Below are 17,601 nucleotides of genomic sequence, written 5' to 3' on the forward strand. Positions count from 1 at the left end.
CTTATGATGTCCGCCAGACTCTTTACCCTGCGATGACCCATGGCCGACTCTGCTTTTTTCTGCACCCTTTCTCATGAAGGTGTTCTCGCGGTCCGCGGCGCGGACGCCAGCAAATTCCTGCAAGGCCAACTGACCTGCAACCTCAACAACCTGAGCGACTCCCGGGCCAGCCTCGGTGCCCGCTGCACGCAAAAAGGCCGGATGCAATCGAGTTTCCGCATCCTGCTCGAAGGGGACGGCGTGATCCTGGCCATGGCCACCGAATTGCTCGAACCGCAATTGGCGGACCTGAAAAAATACGCGGTGTTTTCCAAGTCGAAACTGACCGACGAAAGTGCCGCCTGGGTCCGCTTCGGCGTTGAGCATGGCGATACTGCACTGGCCAGCCTCGGGCTGGACCTGCCGGCAGAAACCGACAGCGTCGTGCGCAACGATGGGCTGATCGCCATCCGTGTCTCGCCTGAACGCGCCGAACTGTGGGTCGCCGCCGGTCAAGCCGATGCGGTCAAAGGCAAGCTGTCGGCGGTGCTGAGCGAAGGCGATCTGAATCAATGGCAGCTGGGCCAGGTCCGCGCGGGGATCGGCCAGGTCATGCCCGGCACCCGCGAGTTGTTCATCCCGCAGATGCTCAACCTGCAAGCGGTCGGTGGCGTGAGCTTCAAGAAAGGTTGCTACACCGGGCAGGAAATCGTCGCGCGAATGCAGTACCTGGGCAAACTCAAGCGCCGCCTGTATCGCCTGCAACTGGCTGCTGGCGAACTGCCTGAACCGGGTACCCCGCTGTTTTCCCCGACCCACGGCAGCTCCATCGGCGAAGTGGTGCTGGCTGCCCGTGCCGGGCAAAACATTGAACTCCTGGCGGTGTTGCAAGCCGAAGCAGCAGACAGTGGGGACATCCACCTGGGCGCGCTCGAAGGGCCGTCCTTGCAGCTGCTCGACCTGCCTTATGAACTGGACCGCGATCGCGAAATCCAGCAATAACGGCAACACTTGGCGCGACACCTAGAGAGACTAAATGAGCGAGCTGGCGGAAAAGGTCCAAAAGGATTTGGTTGAGGCCATCAATAACGATGACCTGGTTCTGCCAACGTTACCGGAAGTGGCCCTGCAGATTCGCAAGGCCGCGGAAAACCCGGAAGTCAGCGTCAGTACCCTGAGCAAAGTGATCGGCCGTGATACCGCGTTGTCAGCACGCCTGATCAAAGTGGTCAACAGCCCACTGTTGCGCGCGACCCAGGAAGTGACCGATCTGCATACCGCGATCACCCGCCTGGGCATCAACTACAGCTGTAACCTGGCGATCGGCCTGGTCATGGAGCAGATTTTCCATGCCCGCTCCGACGTGGTGGAACAGAAGATGCGCGATGTCTGGCGTAAAAGCCTGGAAATCGCCGGCGTCAGCTACGCCCTGTGCCGCCGCCACACCCGACTCAAGCCCGATCAGGCGGCCCTTGGCGGGCTGGTGCATCAGATCGGCGTGCTGCCGATCCTGACCTACGCCGAAGACCACTATGAGCTGCTGTCCGACCCGGTCAGCCTCAACCATGTGATCGACCAGATTCATCCGCTGATCGGCGAAAAACTGCTCAAGGTCTGGGAATTTCCCGACATGCTGGTGCAAGTGCCGCAGCTATACCTGAACTTCAAGCGCCAGTCTGCGCAGGTCGACTATGTGGATCTGGTGCAGGTGGCCAGCCTGTATTGCCTGCAGGACACCGACCACCCGCTCGCCCGTGCCGATGCACTGAATGTACCGGCCTACAAGGCACTCGGAATCGACTTTGACGACAAGGCGATGTGCGCCGATCTGGAAGAAATACGCACAATGTTTTACTGATCATTGTGGCGAGGGAGCTTGCTCCCGCTGGGGCGCGAAGCGGCCCCAAAATAGGGACTGCTGCGCAGTCCAACGGGACGGTGCGGCGATCCGACAAGCTCCCTCGCCACAGTAGGTCTGATCAATCCCCCGCAACAAAACTCACCCGCACCTTCAACCCCGCGTGCTCGCCATCATGCAAGCTGATCTGCGCCAGATGCGCGCGGCAGATCTCACCGACAATCGCCAGACCCAATCCGGAACCGGCCACTTGCTGATTGCGTCGGTAAAAGCGCTCGAATACCCGATCGCGTTCTTCAAGCGGTATGCCGGGGCCATCATCTTCGACTTCCAGCACGGCGGGCGCCGAGACCCGCAGAATCACGTTGCCACCCGGCGGCGTGTGAGCCAGTGCGTTATCCACCAGATTGCTCAGCAGTTCGTTCAATAACGTCGGTTCACCCCGCAGCCAGACCGGTTCATCCGCCTCCAGCGCCAGCGCGATACCACGCTTGTGGGCCAACGGCGCCATGGCCATGCCCAGTTCCCGAGCCAATTGACTCAGGTCGAGTAACTGCGCGCCACCCTCGGCAATCGCCCGGGCGCCATTTTCGACCCGTGCCAGGGAAAGCAACTGATTGGCCAGATGGGTCAAGCGATCAGTGCCCTGGGCGGCGGTCTCCAGCGTGCTGCGCCAGGTATCGGGCTCGGCCGAGCGCATGCCCAGTTCCAGTCGCGCTTTGAGCGCCGCCAACGGCGTGCGCAGTTCGTGGGCGGCATCGGCGATGAATTGCGCCTGCTTCTCGAACTGCCCGCGCAAGCGCTCGGTAAAGTGATTGAGGGCGCGCACCAGCGGCCACAATTCGCGCTGCACTTCCACCAACGGCAAGGGGCGCAGATCGTCCGGCTGGCGCTCTTCCACCGCTGTGCGCAAGCGCTCCAGCGGGCGCAACGCGGCACTCACCGCGAACCACACCAACATCAACGCCCCACCCGCCAGCATGCCCAGTCGCAGCAAAGTATCTGTCGCCAGGCTGCGGGCCATGCTGACGCGCGCTTCATCGGTTTCCGCCACGCGAATTTCCGCCATGCCGTTCATGTTCGGCTCGCTCACGGGTTTGAGCAGGCTCACCACGCGCACGTTCTGCCCGCGGTATTGGGCGTTGTAGAAACGTGCCAGCGCCGGATAGTCATCGGTGCGCGGCGTTCCCGGCGGCGGCGCGGGCAGGTTTTCGTAACCGGAAATCAGCTTCTGATTGATGTCGTTGACCAGGTAGAAAATTCGCCCGGCACTGTCGTAGGCAAAAGTATCGAGAGCCACGTAGGGCACGTCGGCACTCAGGGTGCCGTCGCGCTGGGAGACGCCGGCGGCGATGGTTCGCGCCGAGGCCAGCAGGGTCCGGTCATAGGCCGTGTCGGCGGCTTCGCGCCCGTTCCAGTAGGCGCTCAAACCACTGGCCAGCATCAACACCACCAGCAACAGCGCCAGGTTCCACAGCAACCGCCAGCGCAGGCTGCTGGGCTTATGCATCGCGGCTTTCCAGCAAATAACCGAGGCCGCGGAAGGTCACGATGGCGACCGGCTGGCCGTCGAGTTTCTTGCGCAGGCGGTGCACGTAGATTTCGATGGCATCGGGGCTGGCTTCTTCGTCGAGGCCGAATACTTGAGAAGCCAGTTGTTCCTTGCTCATCACCCGACCGGGGCGTGCGATCAGGGCTTCGAGTACGGCCTGTTCGCGGGAGGTCAGGGTCAGCAATTCTTCGCCGAGGGTGAAACGCCGGGTTTCCAGGTCATAGGCCAGCACACCGCAACGCTGAATGCGTTCACCGCCCAGCACACTGCGGCGCAACAAGGCTTTGACCCGGGCTTCGAGTTCGGTCAGCTCAAATGGCTTGGCCAGGTAGTCGTCGGCGCCGAGGTTCAGGCCGTGGACCCGATCCTTGACGTCGCTGCGGGCGGTCAGCATCAACACCGGCAGGTTCTTGCCCCGCGCCCGCAAACGCGCCAGCACTTCGAAACCATCCATGCGCGGCAAGCCGACGTCGAGGATCGCCATGGCGTATTCCTCGCTGCCCAGCGCCAGGTCGGCTGCCACGCCATCGTGCAGAACGTCCACGGTCAGCCCGGTGCTCTTGAGCGCCTGGGCGACACTTTCGGCGAGCTGCAAATGGTCTTCGACGAGCAGAACACGCATGGATCTTTACCTCATTCCGGGATGGTCGACGCCATTCTCTGGCGCGAAGTTTACAGCCGCAACCGCCGCTGTGAAGCCCGAAAACCGTGAAAGTCAGCTGAAAGGTTAGCGAAAGGTTAGCCCGTTACAGTCCAGCCACGGACAGTTTCGACTGCCGTCGCTGCAGCCACACAGCGATACGAAAAACGCCTCGAAGCGTTTTCGACAAATAAGAACAATAAACGGAGTAAGTCATCCATGCAGTCCCTGCAGACCCAGGCTATCGCGCCTGCCCGCCTCTCCCGTTTCAGCCACACTGCGCTTGCCAGCGCTGCCGCCCTTGCCGGCTTTTCACCCTTGAGCCAGGCCGCATTCTTCGAAGACAGCTCGGCCACTTTCGAAACCCGCAACATGTACTTCAATCGCGATTATCGCGACGGTACCAGTGCCCAACAGTCCAAGCGTGACGAGTGGGCCCAGGGTTTCATGCTCAATCTGAAATCAGGCTACACCGATGGCACCGTGGGGTTCGGTGTCGATGCGCTGGGCATGTTGGGGGTCAAGCTCGATTCGAGCCCGGACCGTACCGGTACTGGCCTGCTGCCGACCGACGATGGGCGCGCCGTCGACGAATACTCCAAGCTCGGCCTGACCGGCAAAGTGAAGATCTCCGCCAGCGAGCTGAAGATCGGCACCCTGATTCCGGAACTGCCGATCCTCAAGCCCAACGACGGGCGCATCCTGCCGCAGACCTTTGAAGGCGGCATGCTGACCTCCAAGGAGATCAAGAACCTGACCTTTACCGGCGGTCGTCTGGACAAAGCCAAGGACCGCGACAGCACCGACTTCGAGGACATTGCCCTCAACAACAAGAACGGCCGTTTCGCTGGCACCGTGGCCGGCAAGCACTTTGATTTTGGCGGCCTGGACTACAAGCTCACCGACAAGATCACCGGCAGCTACCACTTCGCGCAACTCGATGAAGTCTACAACCAGCATTTCCTCGGTTTGATCGCCTCGCAGCCATTTGGCCCCGGCACCTTTGGCACCGACCTGCGGTTTGCCATCAGTGACGACCAGGGCGAGGCCCGTGGCGGCAAGATCGACAACAAATCCCTCAACGGCCTGGTGAGTTACGCCTTGAGCGGGCACAAGCTAAGCGCGGGCTACCAGCACATGTCCGGCGACAGCGCGTTCCCGTATGTGGATGGCGCCGACCCGTACCTGGTGAACTTCGTACAGATCAACGACTTTGCCGGCGCCGAAGAGCGCTCCTGGCAAGTCCGTTATGACTTCGACTTCGTCACCCTCGGCGTCCCCGGTCTGACCTTCATGAGCCGTTACGTGAGCGGTGACAACATCAAGCTCAAGAACGGTGACGAAGGCAAAGAGTGGGAACGCAACAGCGAGATTAAATATGTTGTACAAAGTGGCGCGCTCAAGGATGTCGCCGTGCGTCTGCGCAATGCCACCTACCGTTCCAACTACTCCGCTCGCGATGCCGATGAAGTGCGTCTGCTGGTGAGCTATAGCGTTGCCCTTTGGTAATTCAGTACGTCAATAACAACAACTCCCAAGGAGACTTGAATGAACCTGTCAATGCGTAAACTAGCCCTCGCCGCCAGCGTCCTGCTGTTCACCGGCCAAGCGCTTGCCGAACCCAAACGTCCGGAATGCATCGCCCCGGCCTCGCCCGGCGGTGGTTTCGACCTGACCTGTAAACTGGCGCAAAGCGCGCTGTTCAACGAAAAATTGCTGACCAAACCGATGCGCGTGACCTACATGCCCGGCGGTGTCGGCGCGGTGGCGTACAACGCGGTGGTCGCCCAGCGTCCGGCCGATGCCGGCACCCTGGTGGCCTGGTCCAGTGGTTCGCTGCTGAACTTGGCCCAAGGCAAGTTCGGTCGTTTCGATGAAACCAACGTGCGCTGGCTGGCCGCCGTTGGCACCAGCTATGGCGCCATCGCGGTGAAGAGCGATTCGCCTTACAAGACCCTGGACGATCTGGTCCAGGCACTGAAGAAAGATCCGAGCAAAGTGGTGATCGGTTCCGGCGGCACCGTCGGCAGCCAGGACTGGATGCAAACCGCGCTGATCGCCAAGGCTGCCGGGATCAACCCGCGTGACCTGCGTTACGTTGCCCTCGAAGGTGGCGGCGAAATTGCCACCGCCCTGCTCGGCGGCCACATCCAGGTCGGCAGCACCGACATCTCCGACTCCATGCCGCACATCCAGAGCGGCGACATGCGCCTGCTGGCGGTGTTCGCCGACAAGCGCCTGGACGAGCCGGAAATGAAGGACATTCCGACTGCCCGCGAGCAAGGCTACGACATCGTCTGGCCGGTGGTGCGCGGCTTCTACCTCGGGCCGAAAGTCAGCGATGAAGACTATGCCTGGTGGAAAGCAGCCTTCGACAAACTGCTGGCTTCCGAAGACTTCGCCAAGTTGCGCGATCAGCGCGAGCTCTTCCCGTTCGCCATGACCGGCCCGGAGCTGGACACCTACGTGAAGAAGCAGGTTGCGGACTACAAAGTGCTGGCCAAAGAGTTCGGCCTGATCCAGTGATCGCCTCTGTCTAGCGGCTGCGGCTCCGTTTGGCGGAGTCGCGGCACAGGAGTTCCCCATGCTCTTACAACGCATTTTTGCTTCGGTGCTGTTGCTGGTCTGCCTCGGCCTCGCGCTGATGGCGTGGCCGTACCAAGCGGCTTTTTCCTACGAACCGGTGGGGCCTCGGGCCTTTCCATTGCTGATGCTCGGCCTGATGGGCTCAGCACTGTTGTACATGGTGTTCCGTCCGGCACCGATCAAGCACAGTGCTGACGAGCCGCCGCTGGATCGCGAAACCCTGACCAAGATCGGCATCTGTGTGGTGCTGTTGCTGGTATTCGCCGGTACTTTCGAACCCCTGGGCTTCATCGTCGCCAGCATCCTGATCGGCGTGCCCATGGCCCGTCTCTATGGCGGCCGCTGGGTACCGAGCATCGTGATCATCAGCCTGATGGCCGTCGGCCTCTACCTGCTGTTCGACAAGTTGATGGACGTGCCGCTGCCGCTTGGCGTGCTCGACGTTCTGGAGAACTGATATGGATACTCTTGGCTATTTGGGTCAGGGTTTCGGCGTCGCGCTGAGCCCGTACAACCTGGTGACTGCACTGTGCGGCACCCTGATCGGCACTGTGGTCGGCCTGTTGCCGGGCCTGGGGCCGATCAACGGCGTGGCACTGTTGATCCCGATCGCATTCGCCCTCGGCCTGCCACCGGAGTCGGCACTTATCCTGCTGGCGGCGGTGTACCTGGGATGCGAATACGGCGGCCGGATCAGTTCGATCCTGCTGAACATCCCGGGCGAAGCGTCCACCGTGATGACCACCCTCGACGGTTACCCGATGGCCCGCAAAGGCCTGGCTGGTGTAGCGCTGTCGCTGTCGGCATGGAGTTCGTTCATCGGTGCGTTTATCGCTACCTGCGGCATGGTGCTGTTCGCCCCGCTGCTGGCGAAATGGGCGATTGCCTTCGGCCCGGCGGAATATTTCGTACTGATGGTGTTTGCGATTGTCTGTCTCGGCGGCATGGCCGGTGACCGTCCGCTGAAGACGTTCATCGCGGCGCTGATCGGTCTGTTCCTGTCGACCGTCGGCATCGACGCCAACAGCGGTGTGTATCGCTTCACCGGGGACAACATCCACCTGACTGACGGCATCCAGTTCGTCGTGCTGGTGCTGGGCCTGTTCTCCATCAGCGAAATCCTCCTGCTGCTGGAAAAAACCCACCACGGCCAGGAAGCGGTGAAAGCCACGGGCCGCATGATGTTCAACTTCAAGGAAGCGGCGTCGGTGTTCGTGGTGAACATCCGTTGCGGCGTACTGGGTTTCATCATGGGCGTGTTGCCAGGTGCCGGTGCGACCCTGGCCAGTGCCGTGGCCTACATGACCGAAAAACGCATGGCGGGTGCCAAGGGTACTTTCGGCCAGGGCGACATGCGCGGCCTCGCGGCGCCGGAAACCGCCATCGGTGGCGCGGCCTGCGGTGCGCTGGTGCCGATGCTGACCCTCGGCGTTCCAGGTTCCGGCACCACGGCGGTGATGATCGGCGCCCTGTCGCTGTACAACATCACTCCGGGCCCGCTGCTGTTCCAACAGCAACCGGACATCGTATGGGGCCTGATCGCTTCGTTGTTCATCGCCAACGTGATGCTGGTGATCCTCAACATCCCGATGATCCGCATCTTTACCCGCATCCTCGCCGTGCCGAACTGGGCCCTGGTGCCGGTGATCGCGATCATTACCGGGATTGGTGTCTACGCGGTGCACGCGACAACGTTCGACCTGTTCCTGATGATCGGCATTGGCATCTTCGGTTATATCCTGCGCAAGCTGGACTTCCCGCTGTCGCCGGTATTGCTGGGCTTCATCCTCGGCGGCCTGATGGAGCAGAACCTGCGCCGCGCCCTGTCGATTTCCAACGGTGCGCTGGAAATCCTCTGGTCGAGCCCGATCACCTTCGGTTGCTGGGTCCTGACGGCGATCATGCTGCTGATGCCGCTCATCCGCATCTGGCGCAAACGTTCGGCCGCGCAACGCGTTATCGCCGATGTCTGATCGGTCACCCTTCAGAACCTGGTGGGGAACCCCGCTGGTCGGCCTGCTGGGCGGTTACCTCGCCAGCCAGGTCGGCTGGCCTTTGCCGTGGATGGTCGGCTCGTTGCTGGCGATCATCCTCGTACGCTGCCTGACACCCTGGCAATTGGCCGAAATCCCTGGCGGCCGCAAGTGCGGCCAGTGGATCGTCGGTATCGGTATCGGCCTGCATTTCACCCCGCTGGTGATCGAGCAGGTACTCAGTCATTTCGGTCTGATCTTCTTCGGTGCGTTGGTCACCAGCCTGTCGGCGGTTGTCGGCGTGTGGCTGATGCGCCGCACCGGTGAAGATCGCGCCACGGCGTTCTTTTCCAGCATGCCCGGTGGTTCCGGGGAGATGGTCAACCTCGGCGCCCGCAATGGTGCTGTGCTCAGCCGTGTGGCGGCGGGGCAGAGTTTGCGGGTGTTGGTGGTCGTGCTGTGCGTACCGGCAGCCTTCAAGTATTTGTTGGGCGACGGTGCGCCGATTTCCCACGCTGGCAGCATCGATTGGCGCTGGCTGGCAGTGTTGTTTCCCGCTGGTGCGTTGGCGGCCTGGATCTGGGAACGCCTGCGTCAACCCAACCCCTGGCTGTTCGGGCCGTTGCTGGTCAGCGCGGCAGTCAGCATCGGCTGGGATTTGCACATCGGATTGCCCAATGGCGGTAGCCAGATCGGCCAATGGTTGATCGGTAGCGGTCTGGGCTGTCACTTCAACCGGCAGTTTTTCCGGCGTGCGCCATCGTTCATGGGGCGCACCTTGATCGGCACGGTGTTGACCATGCTGATCGCCACGGTGGCGGCCTTGGGTTTGAGTGCGCTGACCCATCTGGATCTGCGTTCACTGACTTTGGGCATGATGCCGGGAGGTATTGCCGAGATGAGCCTGACGGCGGAAACCTTGCAGCTGTCGGTGCCGCTGGTAACGGCGATGCAGGTGATGCGCTTGTTGTTTGTGCTGTTTCTGGCGGAGCCGTTGTTCAAGTACTGGAATCGACAACCAGATTCTGTCTGATAGACCGAGTCGCCTGCTTCGCGAGCAAGCCCGCTCCCACAGGGTTCGCGTGATCCTTGTGGGAGCGGGCTTGCTCGCGAAGAGGCCCTCCAAATCAACGCTTAAACCGGCGGCAACCGCCACTCGATCGGCGTCTCGCCATTCTGCTCCAGAAACTTGTTGGTCCGGCTGAAGTGCCCGCAACCGAGGAAGCCGCGATAGGCCGACAGCGGTGACGGGTGCACCGAGGTCAACACCAGATGCTTGGTGGCATCGATCAGCTTCTGCTTGCTCTGGGCATGGGCGCCCCACAGCATGAACACCAGGTGCGGTTGCTGTTGGCTGACCACTTCAATGATTCGATCGGTGAAAAACTGCCAGCCCTTGTCCTTGTGCGCATTGGCATTGGCGCGCTCGACGGTCATGGTGGTGTTGAGCATCAGCACGCCCTGCTCGGCCCAGCTCTGCAGGTAGCCATGGTTGGGGATGTCGATGTTCAGGTCGCGCTTGAGTTCTTTGTAAATGTTCACCAGCGACGGCGGCGCCGGCACGCCCGGTTGCACCGAGAAGCACAAACCATGGGCCTGGCCCGGGCCGTGATAAGGGTCCTGACCGAGGATCACTACCTTGACCTTGTCCAGCGGCGTGGAATTGAGCGCGTTGAAAATCATCGGCCCCGGCGGATAGATCTCCTTGCCGGCCGCCCGCTCCTGTTGCAGGAAGTTTCGCAACTCTGCCATGTAGGGCTGGTCGAATTCGGCACGCAGTGCCTCCTTCCAGCTCGGTTCGAGTTTGATACGGTCGTCAGCAGTCATGGTTACATCCGGCAAAAACAATGGGGCGAACCCTAGGAAAGCGCATCACGCTTGTCAATTGATCTGACGCAGATCCGGCACTTTCCCACACAGCGATCATACTTAACCCTCAAATTCCCGATCGAGGTCACGATGAATCTGCACTTCGAAGAACTCACCGGCACCGACGGCGCACGCATCGGCATCGCCAGCCTGGATGCCGAAAAATCCCTGAACGCCCTGTCCCTGCCGATGATCAACGCCCTGCGCGATCGTATGGAAGCCTGGGCCAAGGACCCGCAAATCGTCTGCGTGCTCTTGCGCGGCAACGGCGCCAAGGCCTTTTGCGCCGGCGGCGAAGTGCGCAGCCTGGTGGAGGCCTGTCGCGTCCATCCGGGCGAAGTACCGCCACTGGCTGCACAGTTTTTTGCGGCGGAATATCGCCTGGACTTCAAACTTCACACCTACCCGAAACCGCTGATCTGCTGGGGCCATGGCTATGTGCTTGGCGGGGGCATGGGACTGTTGCAAGGGGCAAGCATCCGCATCGTCACGCCGAGCAGCCGCTTGGCCATGCCCGAGATCAGCATCGGCCTGTACCCGGACGTCGGCGCCAGTTGGTTTCTGTCGCGCCTGCCCGGCAAGCTCGGGTTGTTCCTGGGCCTGACCGGTGCGCACATGAACGGCCGCGATGCCATCGACCTGGACCTGGCCGATCGCTTCCTGCTCGATGAGCAGCAGCCGGAATTGATCGAAGGCCTGTTGCAATTGAACTGGCAGGAACAGACACCCATGCAGCTCAACAGCCTGCTCAAGGCCTTGCAGCAGGAAGCCGTGGCGCAGATGCCCGAAGCCCAGTGGCTGCCGCGCCGCCAGCAGATCGACGAACTGCTGGATGTCAGTGACGTGCGTTGCGCCTGGAAGGCGATCAGCGCCTTGCGCGATCACACCGATCTGTTGCTGAGCCGCGCAGCCAGGACCCTGAGCGAAGGCGCGCCGCTGACCGCTCATCTGGTGTGGGAGCAGATCATCCGTTCCCGGCACTTGTCGCTGGCCGAAGTCTTCCAGATGGAATACACCCTGAGCCTCAACTGCTGTCGTCATCCGGAGTTCAGCGAAGGCGTACGTGCCCGGTTGATCGAAAAGGATCAGAAGCCTCGCTGGCACTGGCCGGATATCAATAACGTGCCGGACGCGGTTGTAGAAGCGCATTTTCACAAGGCGTGGGAAGGTCGGCATCCGCTGGCGGATTTGTCCGAGTACTAAAGTCCGGGCATAAAAATTGTGGGAGCGAGCCTGCTCGCGAAGACGGAGTGTCAGTCGACATCAATGTTGCCTGACATTCCGCCATCGCGAGCAGGCTCACTCCCACAGGCTTAGTATTTGACTGAATGATTAGCGGTGGTTACCCCGCCAGTTGTGATCGCCACGTCCGCCACGATGGTTGCGCCAGTCGTGATCGCGATTGTCATTGTTCCAGCCCCCGCGGTTACGGTCGTCCCAGCCATGGTTCTGATGCATCCGGTAATCGCCCCGATATGGCTGGTAGTAACGCGGAGCAGGCTGGTAATAGCGAGGTTGATACATCCGCGGCTGCGAGTAATAGCGCGGTGTCGGCTGGTAATACCGCGCTGGCGGCATGTAATACCGAGGCTGCGGCGTGTAATAACCATTGGAATAGTAGGAACTCCCCCCGGCGTAATGGGTTGGCGCCGGCGAGGTATAGACCTCGGAACTGTAGTAACTACCTCCTTCGTCGTAGTAAGGCACGCACCCACCAAGGGACAATCCCAACACGGCTAGCAGAAGAATTCGGCGATACATAGCGGCCTCCTGGACCGCGGGTAAGCCACGCCAGCGACGCTGGCAGGCGACAGTCAAATGTTCGGTGACTGTCGAAATATCAGACATCGAATTCGGAATCTGGTGCGCCCTTGAAACAAGTAGAAACATCTGGCCGATGAAAGGTTTTTCATCCATTCACGCCCTGATTAACGGTGGCCACCGTGAAATCCACCGCCATGATATCCACCTCCGTAATGCCCACCGCCGCGATAGCCGTGACCACCGTAGTAACCATGCCCACCGTAGTAATAGGAGCGATAACCACCGTAATAACGCGGGCCGTAGTAACCGTAGTAATAGGGCGAGTAGTAACCGGGGTAGTAATAAGGTGCCCCATAGACGTCCGCTGGATAGTCGTAGTAGTAGCAGCCAGACAATCCAAAACCGAGCACTGCACCGAGCAACAATCGACGCAACATGGCGGCCTCCGTAAAGACCTGTGACAGCAGTCGGCACAGACCGGCTGACATCTGTTTTGACTGGTAAATTTCTGCCAAGTGCGACGTCGCATCCACCTTCGGATCAGCGGCGGATACGTTCCAATGCGGTGCACCAGCGCACCATCACCAGGCAGTCCGCCCTCCCGATCAGTCACCGCATCAACTTTATCGCGAGTAAGCTTGCATACAGGGGACTGAGTCGCCTGTGGTATTGGATATCGGTCAGGGAATTACCCGATTGGGCTACTACACCAACTTCATGAACCTGCTCGATTGCGCTGCCGTTGCTGTGTCGAGCGCGTTTATGAGCAATGGCTTGCCATGGGGCGTGACACTGTTTGGGCGGGCTTTTACCGATCAGTATCTGTTGAGCGTGGCGGATGCCTTGCACAGCCTGCTGTCGCGGGCGGATCATGCGACGTATCGGACCAAGCAAACCGGCCGTAACCGAACCTGCGTGGAAAAATCTCACTCCAGTTATGACTATTCATCATGAGCCTGCCTGATCTCTGCCCCGCCTGCGGTGCCCCCAACGACTGCACCCTGGCCGACCCGCGAACCGCTGACCGCGCCTGCTGGTGCTACGGCGTCAGCATCGACCCGGCCGTGCTCGAAGCATTGCCGGCGGAACTGCGCGACGCATCGTGCCTGTGCCCGCGCTGCGCCGAGGTCGAGGCGCAGTTGCAAGCAGCGTCCGGGTCGATCAAGTAAGATACGCGCCCCTTTCTTTACCGATCCTTAAGTCATGCGTGTCGACCGTTTCCTCAGCAACCTGCCGTGCTTCAACCGTAAGCAGGTGCGCCTGTTGCTGGTGGAAAAACGCGTCAGGGTTGACGGAAAAGTCGTCAGCGACCCGCACAGCGAAGTCCGCGAATTCAGCCGCGTCGAAGTCGACAACGAGGTACTGCAAGTCGGTAAACCCCAGCGCCATTTCATGTTGCACAAGCCCGCCGGATGCGTCAGCGCCACCCGGGATCCGCAGCACCCGACCGTACTCGATTTGATCGATGAACCGGACAAGGACGAACTGCACATCGCCGGACGCCTGGACTTCAACACCACCGGCCTGATGCTGATCACCAACGACGGCAGCTGGTCGCGGCGCCTGACCCAACCGCAGACCAAACTGCCCAAGGTCTATTACGTCGAAACCGAGCAGGACATCGGCCCCGAATACGCGACCACGTTCAGCCAAGGGCTGTACTTCGCCTTCGAAGACCTCACCACGCAACCGGCCGGGCTAGAGCTGCTCGGGCCAAAGTGCGCACGCCTGAGCATCGTCGAGGGCCGTTATCACCAGGTCAAGCGCATGTTCGGCCACTTCAACAACAAGGTGATGCGCCTGCACCGCGAGCGCATGGGGCCGCTGGTGCTCGACGACGCGTTGAAACCGGGCGAATACCGCCCACTGAGCGATGCAGAGATCGGATTGATCTAAGCAGGCGACCGCCGAGCAGAAGTTGTCGAACAATTTACCAACGGCACTTGCGCGATGACGTGACCCCTGCTTGAATCAGGACGTCGGCCGAAATGTGACCGATGAGTCACCCCATACTTCTAAGAAACTTTTTGCCGGTAGGAACCCTTGGGTTCCGGCCTCATCCGGCAGACTGCCCGCCAATAACAATACCCGTCGACCGGACTGCAATGGATCGACATGGGCCTCTCAAATTCCAGGCGTATGCCTACCTGTCACAAAGCTCGTGCAATCTCTATTGCGCGCATACCCGCTTGCCAGGAGTCTTATGACATGAGGCCAGAAATCGCTGTGCTGGATATACAGGGTCAGTATCGGGTTTACACGGAGTTCTATCGCGCAGACGCCGCAGAGAAGACCATCATCTTGGTCAACGGCTCGATGGCCACGACTGCGTCGTTTGCACAAACCGTGAAAAACCTCCATCCGCAGTTCAACGTCGTCTGCTACGACCAGCCCTACGCGGGCCGGTCAAAAGCCCACAACCTGCATGAAAAAATGCTCACCAAGGAAATCGAAGGGCAGATCCTTCTTGAGCTGATCGACCACTTCGCCGCCGAACACGTGCTGTCGTTTTCCTGGGGTGGCGCCGCGACCATGATGGCGTTGTCGCAACGGCCACGGCGCATCGAAAAAGCCGTGATCAGCTCGTTCTCCCCGGTGATCAACGCGCACATGCTCGACTACCTCGAGCGCGGCGTCGAACACCTCGGCAACCTGGACCGCGACCGGGTCGGGCACCTGGTGAACGACACCATCGGCAAACACCTGCCGTCGTTGTTCAAGCGCTTCAACTATCGCCACGTCAGCTCCCTGGCCGAACATGAGTACGGGCAGATGCACTTCCACATCAACGACGTGCTGCACAGCGATCGCCAGTGCTACCTGCACGCGGCGAAGACAATCGACGTGCCGGTGCTGTTCCTCAACGGCGAATGGGACGAATACACCGCCGCCGACGACGCCCGGTTGTTCGCCGGCCACGTGCAACACAGCACGTTCAGTACCATTCAGGCCACCGGCCACTTTCTCGACATGGAGCACAAAGCCGCCTGCCGAGACAGCCGCAACGCACTGATGGGCTTCCTGAAACCAGCGCAACACGAAAGCCGACCGCGTTACCACAACGTCCAGGAACACCATGCATTGGCAAGCTGAAGTAGCGTCATCGCGAGCAAGCCCCGCCCTGCTGCGTTAAACGTATTCTGCAGGCGCGAGGCTTGCCCGCGATCGACCGTCATGCGCTCCAGGCTTGGTTTCACCTGCGCTAAACCCGTCTGGTGCAAAGAAAAACTTCATTTCCACGCGCACATCTGGTACAAAGTCACCGCTCTGAGCGGGTGTCGTATAATGGCATTACTCCAGCTTCCCAAGCTGATAACGAGGGTTCGATTCCCTTCACCCGCTCCAATCGAATTTTGATCTCACGTCAGGATGGTTTTGACTGGGGATGTAGAGACAGAAAAAACCGGCCTTGATGGCCGGTTTTTTTGTGTCCGGGATTTGGATTAGCTTCTCCAAACTCTGAAAATTAGCGTTTTTGTGCAAGAACCGGGTTTTGTTAACGTTTTTCTTATCCCGATAAAGGATTTCTTCCACGGAGTCAGAGATTGCATCTCTTCGAAACGAAGACTACTATCTCCCAAAACGGGAGGAAGTGCAGTGCGTGTGATTGCAAAAGGGACATTGCGGGAGTTCTGGGAAAGTAGCCCGGCTTATGCTGACTCCGAAACACCACTGGTTGAATGGTATCGGCACATGGAGAAAGCCGTTTATGGCACGCCGCAAGAGGTTAAAGCGGAGCTGAGAACGGCCAGCATCCTCAAGGGTGGCAGGGTTGTATTCAACATCGGTGGCAACAAATACCGGGTAATCATGGCAATCGACTATCAGCGCCAGCTCGGCTTCATACGATTCGTTGGCACCCACGCCCAGTACGATCAGATCAACGCGGAGACCGTGTGATGGACATTAAACCTATTCGCAATCAAGAAGACCTGACTGCTGCATTTGCACGGGTGGAACAATTGTGGGGAGCTGAAATTGGTTCGCCTGAAGGCGATGAGCTGGAAATTCTGGCGCTGCTCATCGAGAAGTACGAAGACGAGCATTACCCGATGCCGCCCTCCGATCCGATTGAGGCAATTAAATTTCGCATGGACCAGCAAGGCCTGACCCCTCGCGATCTGGAACCCTTCATTGGCACGAGCGGAAGGGTATCTGAGGTGCTGAACCGCAAACGTAAATTGAGCCTGTCGATGATCAAGCGCCTGCACGACGGGTTGCGGATTCCTTACGAAAGCTTGCTGGCGGGTGTTGTCTGATGGCGAAGACTTCCCCCTAAACTCCAGCCTCAGTACAGGTTGTCTGACGGGAGATGCAGAGAACAAAAAACCGGCCCAAGTGGCCGGTTTTTTGTGCGCGGGATTTGGTGATGCGCCTGCCAACGCTAGTGTTAAGGGCTCACTTTTAAAGGCCAAACGGAAATCAACGCCAGAAAAAGCAACGTCCTACACGACACTGGGAAATGTCCGTAGACTTGCGCATTGCTGTGCCTTTGTCATGAGACCTATAGTCCGACCGCGCCCAAATGGCGTATCGGGTTTGGCGACTCGATGTCAATGGCATAGAAACCTCCGAGCCTTACTCGGAGCGTTTCTAACCGCACTTGGTTGCCTCTTTTTCGGTAGCTGTGCGTGGGAGACCTTCGGGTCTACCGGTTTTGCCATTTGTCCGGTTCGCCAACCCGCGTACAGCTACCACCCTATTGTTTGGCGACAATTGAGTGGTAGGTCTTCCACCTACAATTGGTAATCACTCATGAAAGAATTCATGGCTTTAACCAGCAACGCCGACGATCTACCCTCGCTGTTCGTCAACACCACCCAACCCCTGCACTCCCTGCTCAGCACCGCCAGCTACAGAATTCGCGCCGTGACGCAGCTTCTTGAAAACCTCGCGATGCGCGGCGACCTGACCTCTGACTCAGTTGTACTCAGTGACTTTGCGTTGCTGTGCTGTGTGCCCTTGCGTGACGGTTGCGATGTGCTGGATGTAATCGCTCGACGCATGGATGCAGAACCGTCCTGACGTCACATCGGCCAAACGCGGCCAGTTAAGAGATAGCGTGGGCGATAGTGGCGAGGGAACAAGCTCCCTCGCCACAGGTTGCAATTACTCGTCGCCACCCAGACGCTCATATCTTTTGCGTATGGATCACCGCAAGCGAGTAAAGAAGCCGTAGAGCTGCGTTGAGCCCGGTAACAGTTCCCTTATTCTCCCGGCTCACCCTTCGCCCCGAGATCAACATGCACAATTCAGAGTTGGGAATCATGATCATTTCAATGATCGGGTTGTTCGGCTTTGCCTCGTTTGCCTTTGAGTACTTGAGTGCCCGGCGCTCAAAAAAGAACAAGCCACAGTGATTTTTCCAAACCGTAAAAAG

20 protein-coding genes and 1 tRNA gene are annotated in these 17,601 nt (G+C 59.7%); 16 read left to right on the forward strand and 5 right to left on the reverse strand.

Translation table 11 applies throughout. The features are described 5' to 3' along the window. Positions 1-39: 39 nt before the first annotated feature. Both KGA85_RS21875 and KGA85_RS21880 read left to right on the forward strand, forming a co-directional pair. Positions 40-981 (forward strand): YgfZ/GcvT domain-containing protein, encoded by a 942-nt coding sequence (locus KGA85_RS21875; protein WP_223458296.1) that lies wholly within the window; start codon positions 40-42, stop codon positions 979-981. Positions 982-1,015: 34 nt separating this feature from the next. Further along, complete coding sequence (locus KGA85_RS21880) at positions 1,016-1,837, forward strand: HDOD domain-containing protein (protein ID WP_223458298.1); 822 nt, start codon at positions 1,016-1,018, stop codon at positions 1,835-1,837. A 121-nt stretch (positions 1,838-1,958) separates the two neighbouring features. Here KGA85_RS21880 and KGA85_RS21885 read toward each other — a convergent pair whose 3' ends face one another. Together KGA85_RS21885 and KGA85_RS21890 are read right to left on the reverse strand one after the other, a co-directional pair. Beyond that, complete coding sequence (locus KGA85_RS21885) at positions 1,959-3,347, reverse strand: sensor histidine kinase (RefSeq protein ID WP_223533470.1); 1,389 nt, start codon at positions 3,345-3,347, stop codon at positions 1,959-1,961. After that, on the reverse strand, positions 3,340-4,011 hold the full coding sequence (locus tag KGA85_RS21890; protein ID WP_007979804.1) for a response regulator: 672 nt from the start codon (positions 4,009-4,011) through the stop codon (positions 3,340-3,342). Before KGA85_RS21890 ends, KGA85_RS21885 begins: the two co-directional genes overlap by 8 nt. A gap of 237 nt (positions 4,012-4,248) precedes the next feature. Here KGA85_RS21890 and KGA85_RS21895 point away from each other — a divergent pair, with 237 nt between their 5' ends. From KGA85_RS21895 to KGA85_RS21915, 5 genes are read left to right on the forward strand one after another with little or no spacing between them, the layout of a single operon-like run. Continuing rightward, positions 4,249-5,538: an OprD family porin gene (locus KGA85_RS21895; protein WP_223458302.1), complete on the forward strand. Its 1,290-nt coding sequence runs from the start codon at positions 4,249-4,251 to the stop codon at positions 5,536-5,538. Between the two features lie 39 nt (positions 5,539-5,577). Further along, positions 5,578-6,555: a Bug family tripartite tricarboxylate transporter substrate binding protein gene (locus KGA85_RS21900; protein ID WP_223537396.1), complete on the forward strand. Its 978-nt coding sequence runs from the start codon at positions 5,578-5,580 to the stop codon at positions 6,553-6,555. 58 nt (positions 6,556-6,613) lie between these two features. Further along, positions 6,614-7,072 (forward strand): tripartite tricarboxylate transporter TctB family protein, encoded by a 459-nt coding sequence (locus tag KGA85_RS21905; protein ID WP_046041541.1) that lies wholly within the window; start codon positions 6,614-6,616, stop codon positions 7,070-7,072. A gap of 1 nt (position 7,073) precedes the next feature. Continuing rightward, entirely contained in the window at positions 7,074-8,588 is a 1,515-nt protein-coding gene (locus tag KGA85_RS21910; RefSeq protein WP_056720684.1) for a tripartite tricarboxylate transporter permease, read from the forward strand. Beyond that, on the forward strand, positions 8,581-9,621 hold the full coding sequence (locus KGA85_RS21915) for an AbrB family transcriptional regulator (RefSeq protein ID WP_223458304.1): 1,041 nt from the start codon (positions 8,581-8,583) through the stop codon (positions 9,619-9,621). Before KGA85_RS21910 ends, KGA85_RS21915 begins: the two co-directional genes overlap by 8 nt. Positions 9,622-9,722: 101 nt before the next feature. Here the strand turns inward: KGA85_RS21915 and ung are convergent, their stop codons facing one another. Next, positions 9,723-10,415: a uracil-DNA glycosylase gene (gene ung, locus KGA85_RS21920; protein WP_128608595.1), complete on the reverse strand. Its 693-nt coding sequence runs from the start codon at positions 10,413-10,415 to the stop codon at positions 9,723-9,725. Positions 10,416-10,547: 132 nt separating this feature from the next. Between ung and KGA85_RS21925 the strand changes: the two genes are divergently transcribed. Further along, on the forward strand, positions 10,548-11,660 hold the full coding sequence (locus KGA85_RS21925; RefSeq protein ID WP_223458305.1) for an enoyl-CoA hydratase/isomerase family protein: 1,113 nt from the start codon (positions 10,548-10,550) through the stop codon (positions 11,658-11,660). 129 nt (positions 11,661-11,789) lie between these two features. On the opposite strand, the gene KGA85_RS21930 is transcribed toward KGA85_RS21925, so the two are convergent. Both KGA85_RS21930 and KGA85_RS21935 read right to left on the reverse strand, forming a co-directional pair. Next, positions 11,790-12,218: a hypothetical protein gene (locus KGA85_RS21930; protein WP_223458307.1), complete on the reverse strand. Its 429-nt coding sequence runs from the start codon at positions 12,216-12,218 to the stop codon at positions 11,790-11,792. Positions 12,219-12,385: 167 nt separating this feature from the next. Next, positions 12,386-12,658 carry a hypothetical protein gene (locus KGA85_RS21935; protein WP_223458309.1) on the reverse strand — a complete coding sequence of 91 codons (273 nt, stop codon included), beginning with the start codon at positions 12,656-12,658 and terminating at the stop codon, positions 12,386-12,388. Positions 12,659-12,917: 259 nt separating this feature from the next. Here KGA85_RS21935 and KGA85_RS21940 point away from each other — a divergent pair, with 259 nt between their 5' ends. The 8 genes from KGA85_RS21940 (at position 12,918) to KGA85_RS21975 (ending at position 17,246) form a co-directional block, all read left to right on the forward strand. After that, the gene (locus KGA85_RS21940; protein WP_223458357.1) at positions 12,918-13,175 is read left to right on the forward strand and encodes a hypothetical protein; all 258 of its coding nucleotides are present in this window, start codon (positions 12,918-12,920) and stop codon (positions 13,173-13,175) included. Continuing rightward, positions 13,172-13,390, forward strand: coding sequence for a cysteine-rich CWC family protein (locus KGA85_RS21945; RefSeq protein WP_223458311.1), 219 nt, complete (start codon positions 13,172-13,174; stop codon positions 13,388-13,390). Before KGA85_RS21940 ends, KGA85_RS21945 begins: the two co-directional genes overlap by 4 nt. Before the next feature lie 34 nt (positions 13,391-13,424). Next, positions 13,425-14,117, forward strand: a complete 693-nt coding sequence (locus KGA85_RS21950; protein WP_223458313.1) for a pseudouridine synthase — start codon at positions 13,425-13,427, stop codon at positions 14,115-14,117. 312 nt (positions 14,118-14,429) lie between these two features. Further along, positions 14,430-15,314, forward strand: coding sequence for an alpha/beta fold hydrolase (locus KGA85_RS21955; RefSeq protein ID WP_223458315.1), 885 nt, complete (start codon positions 14,430-14,432; stop codon positions 15,312-15,314). A gap of 178 nt (positions 15,315-15,492) precedes the next feature. Further along, positions 15,493-15,566, forward strand: a tRNA-Gly gene (locus KGA85_RS21960). A 252-nt stretch (positions 15,567-15,818) separates the two neighbouring features. Continuing rightward, complete coding sequence (locus KGA85_RS21965) at positions 15,819-16,121, forward strand: type II toxin-antitoxin system HigB family toxin (protein ID WP_007984692.1); 303 nt, start codon at positions 15,819-15,821, stop codon at positions 16,119-16,121. Continuing rightward, a complete protein-coding gene (locus tag KGA85_RS21970) occupies positions 16,121-16,480 on the forward strand; it encodes a type II toxin-antitoxin system HigA family antitoxin (RefSeq protein WP_150727554.1) in 360 nt (119 codons plus the stop codon). The genes KGA85_RS21965 and KGA85_RS21970 overlap by 1 nt, the downstream gene beginning before the upstream one ends. Before the next feature lie 496 nt (positions 16,481-16,976). Continuing rightward, positions 16,977-17,246 (forward strand): short-chain dehydrogenase, encoded by a 270-nt coding sequence (locus KGA85_RS21975; protein ID WP_150756261.1) that lies wholly within the window; start codon positions 16,977-16,979, stop codon positions 17,244-17,246. Positions 17,247-17,601 lie beyond the last annotated feature (355 nt).

Source organism: Pseudomonas sp. GL-B-12 (assembly GCF_019955895.1).
Classification (GTDB): domain Bacteria; phylum Pseudomonadota; class Gammaproteobacteria; order Pseudomonadales; family Pseudomonadaceae; genus Aquipseudomonas.